General features: G+C 67.0%; 3 protein-coding genes and 1 pseudogene. All 4 read right to left on the reverse strand.

All coding sequences use genetic code 11. The features are described 5' to 3' along the window. A pseudogene (locus GT354_RS16215) lies at nucleotides 1–326 on the reverse strand (SAM-dependent methyltransferase); the annotation flags it as partial. A 344-nt stretch (nucleotides 327–670) separates the two neighbouring features. Next, nucleotides 671–1,423, reverse strand: a complete 753-nt coding sequence (locus GT354_RS16220) for an amino acid ABC transporter ATP-binding protein (RefSeq protein WP_161357024.1) — start codon at nucleotides 1,421–1,423, stop codon at nucleotides 671–673. Between the two features lie 50 nt (nucleotides 1,424–1,473). After that, nucleotides 1,474–2,388 carry an amino acid ABC transporter permease gene (locus GT354_RS16225; RefSeq protein ID WP_161357023.1) on the reverse strand — a complete coding sequence of 305 codons (915 nt, stop codon included), beginning with the start codon at nucleotides 2,386–2,388 and terminating at the stop codon, nucleotides 1,474–1,476. 91 nt (nucleotides 2,389–2,479) lie between these two features. Beyond that, on the reverse strand, nucleotides 2,480–3,382 hold the full coding sequence (locus GT354_RS16230) for an ABC transporter substrate-binding protein (RefSeq protein WP_346012050.1): 903 nt from the start codon (nucleotides 3,380–3,382) through the stop codon (nucleotides 2,480–2,482). Between the last annotated feature and the right edge of the window lie 369 nt (nucleotides 3,383–3,751).

Raw genomic sequence — 3,751 nt, forward strand, 5'->3', positions numbered from 1 at the left:
ATCGGGCGCAGCGCGTCGAGTGCGGCGCGCACGCTCGGTCGCCGCCGGGGGGCGTCGTCGCGGTGCAGGGCGACGCCCGAGAGGCGGTCGAGCGCCTCGTACAGGTCGCCGTCGATGTCGAGTTCGCCGGCCACCCACCCGCGGGCGAAGCCCAGTTCGCCGGGCTTGAACATCAGCCGGCGCAGTGCGCGTCGGTCGCGGATCACCAGTACCGGCCCGTCGGGCGGTCCGGCCTCACTGCCGTCCCAGGCCCGGATGCGAATCGGCAACGTACGTCCGAGAACCTGCTCCGACAGGTCGGCCAGGCGTTCGGCGGTGTGGGGCATGGCAATTCCTCCGCAGGCGAGCCCGAAACCCGAATTCGGGACACTCCTTTGCCCATACCCCGGATACCTGCATGTCACGACCGTGATGGGGCCGTCCGGGCGTGGCCGGCGCCCGGACGGCGCAACGGTGTGCGTGTGACGCGGGTGGTGCCGCGCGATTCGGCGGTGGGGCGGCGGGTGACTGAGCCGAAGATCACAGTGCCTTCGGCTCACGACACCTTCGGCAGCGACGGGCCACGGCCGGACAGGGCGGTGGTCACCACGCCCGGGGCGGTGGCCACGCCACCTCCGGCCGGGTCGGAGGCCACAGCCTCATGCCATGCCGGGCCGGAGGCCACGGCGGATCACAGCACCTTCGACAGGAACGCCTTCGTGCGGTCGTGTCGCGGGTTGGTGAGTACCTCGCGTGGGTGGCCCGCCTCGACGACGAGGCCGTCGTCCATGAACACGAGCGAGTCGCCGACCTCGCGGGCGAAGCCCATCTCGTGGGTGACCACGATCATCGTCATGCCTTCCTCGGCGAGGCCGCGCATGACGTCGAGAACCTCGCCGACGAGTTCGGGGTCGAGCGCCGACGTGGGCTCGTCGAAGAGCATCAGCTTGGGGTCCATCGCGAGCGCGCGGGCGATCGCGACGCGCTGCTGTTGGCCGCCGGAGAGCTGGGCGGGGTAGGCGTCGGCCTTGTCGGCCAGGCCCACGCGGTGCAGCAGCAGCTGTGCGCGCGCTCGCGCCTCGGGCTTGCTCTGTCCCTTGACCTGGGTGGGGGCCTCCATGATGTTGCCGGCGGCGGTCATGTGCGGGAACAGGTTGAAGCGTTGGAACACCATGCCGATGTCGCGCCGCTTGAGCGCGACCTCGCTGTCGCGCAGTTCGTAGAGCTTGCCGTCCTTCTCGCGGTAGCCGACGAGGTCGCCGTCGACCCACAGGCGGCCGGCGTTGACCTTCTCCAGGTGGTTGATGCAGCGCAGGAAGGTGGACTTGCCGGACCCGGAGGGGCCGACCACGCACGCGACCTCGCCCGGGGCGACCTCCAGGTCGATGCCCTTGAGGACTTCGAGCGGGCCGAACGACTTGCAGACGTCCTCGGCCTTGACCATGGGTCGCGGGCCGCGCGTGGGCGCGGGGGCGCCCTTGTCGAGATTGGTGCTCATCGGGTTCGGCCTCCCGTGCGCCGTACGGAGAACACGTTGGCCTTGATCCGCTGGAGCGGGGTGGGCGGCAGTGCTCGGCTGGACCCGCGTGCGAAGTACCGTTCGAGGTAGAACTGGCCGAAGCTGAAGAGACTGGTCAGCAGCAGATACCAGAAGCACGCGGCGAACAGCAGTTCCATCACCGCGAGGTTGTTCGTGTAGACGTCCTTGGCCTTTTGCAGCAGCTCGGGGTAGACCACCAGGCTGGCGAGCGAGGACGTCTTGAGCATGTTGATGAACTCGTTGCCGGTCGGCGGCACGATCACCCGCATCGCCTGCGGCAGCACGATCCGACGCAGTGTGCGGCCCTTGGACATGCCGAGCGCGTGCGCGGCCTCGGTCTGGCCCTCGTCGACGGACTGGATGCCGGAGCGGACGATCTCGGCCATGTACGCGGCCTCGTTCAGGCCCAGGCCAAGGAGCGCCGCCATGAACGGGGTGATCAGGTCGTTGGTGTTCTGGCCGAACAGGGTCGGGAAGACCAGTGCGAGGTTGCCCCAGATGAGCAGCTGGACCAGGACGGGGGTGCCGCGGAAGAACCAGATGTAGAGCGACGCGACGGTCGAGGTGACCGGGTTGCCGGACAGCCGCATGATCGCGAGCACGACGCCGAGCACGAGGCCCAGGAGCATCGAAACCAGGCTGATCAGCAGGGTGTTGCCGGCGCCCTTCATGAACTCTTGGTCGAACAGGTAGTCGCCCGTCACGCTCCAGTGGATCTTGGCGTCGATGAACGCTTTGGCCAGGAACCCGAGTCCGATCAGGACCACGACGGCGGCGGCCCAACGGCCGTAGTGCGGCACGGGGATCGCTTTGATGGGCTGCCGCTGGGCCGACGGTTTGCCGGCGGCGGCTTCGGGGGGCGTGGTCACTGGTGGGTGACCTCCTCTTGGAACACGAACCGGCTTGCGGGACGGAGGGGTTGCCGGGTCCGGTCCCGCGCGGCGGGACCGGACCGCGGGATCAGGAGGTGGCGCCGTTGATGGTGACCTCGGTGACCGCGCCGGCCTGGATGTTCCACTTGTCCATGATCTTGCCGTATTCGCCGTTCTTGATCAGCGCTTCGAGCGCCGACTTGAGCGCCTGCTGGAGCTGCGTGTTGTCCTTGCCCACGCCGATGCCGTAGAGGCCGGCCTCGATCTGGTCGCCGGTGACCTCGAAGTCGTTGCCGCCGCCCGAGGTTTGCGAGTTGTAGGCCGCGACGGGGAAGTCGTTGAGGTCGGCGACGGCCCCGCCGCCCTTGACCTTGAGCAGCGCCTCGCCGTCGGCGGCGTACTTCTGGATGGTGATCTCGCCCTTGCCGTCCGTCTTGCACTTGGCCGACTGCGCGACGGCGACGTCCTCGTTGGTCGTCGCCTCCTGGAGCGCGATCGTCTTGCCGCACAGGTCGTCGAGCGTCTTGATGTTCTCGGGGTTGCCCTTCTTGACCAGGATCGAGGTCCCGGCCCGGAAGTAGTCGACGAACGAGAGGCCCTGGCCCTGACGCTCCTTCTTGTCGGTCATGGCCGACATGACGATGTCGTAGCGCTTGGTCGTGATGCCCGGGATCAGTGCGTCGAACTGCGAGTTCTTGTAGTCGTACTTGACGCCGAGTTGCTTGCTGAGGGCGGCGGCGAGTTCGGGGTCGACGCCGACGGCCTTGCCGTCCTTCATGAACTCGATGGGCGCGTACGCGATCTCCGAGCCGATCTTGATCTTCCCGGACTTTTGGATGTCGGGCGGCAGCATCTTGAAGAACGGGGCCTTGTCGTCCTTCTTGCCGAGCGCGCTGTCCTTGTCGTCGCCGCACGCGGTCATCAGCATGGCCGCCGAGACGAGGGCGGCGGTGGTGGCGATCACACGACGGTGGGTAAGGCGTCCGCTCATGTGCGGGTTCCTCCAGGTATGAGGGGACAGTGCTGCCGACAGGCCCGAAGCCGCTCGCGACTGCCCGATCCCGGCGGGCTTTGGGCGAATCCGGATCAAGCTATGGGCATGAATGATTTCCTGGTGCCCACAGCGGGACAATGGGACACCTTGTTAAATCCGAAGATCGGATTTGACAAGGTGTCAAGCCTCGATACTTTCTTGTCGTATATAAGCCCATATCGAGTGACATTCCGAAACCGCTGTGCTCAATCGTTATCTACGCGCATTGGTGTGATCGTTTCCGCCGTCGGAGTGATCACTCGGTGGAGTGATCACGTCCGGGTGAGGTCCGGCCCGCCGGTCAGCAGGAGCGCGACGTCGATCGCC

The sequence above is a fragment of the Streptomyces sp. SID3343 genome, from assembly GCF_009865215.1.
Taxonomy (GTDB): Bacteria; Actinomycetota; Actinomycetes; order Streptomycetales; family Streptomycetaceae; genus Embleya.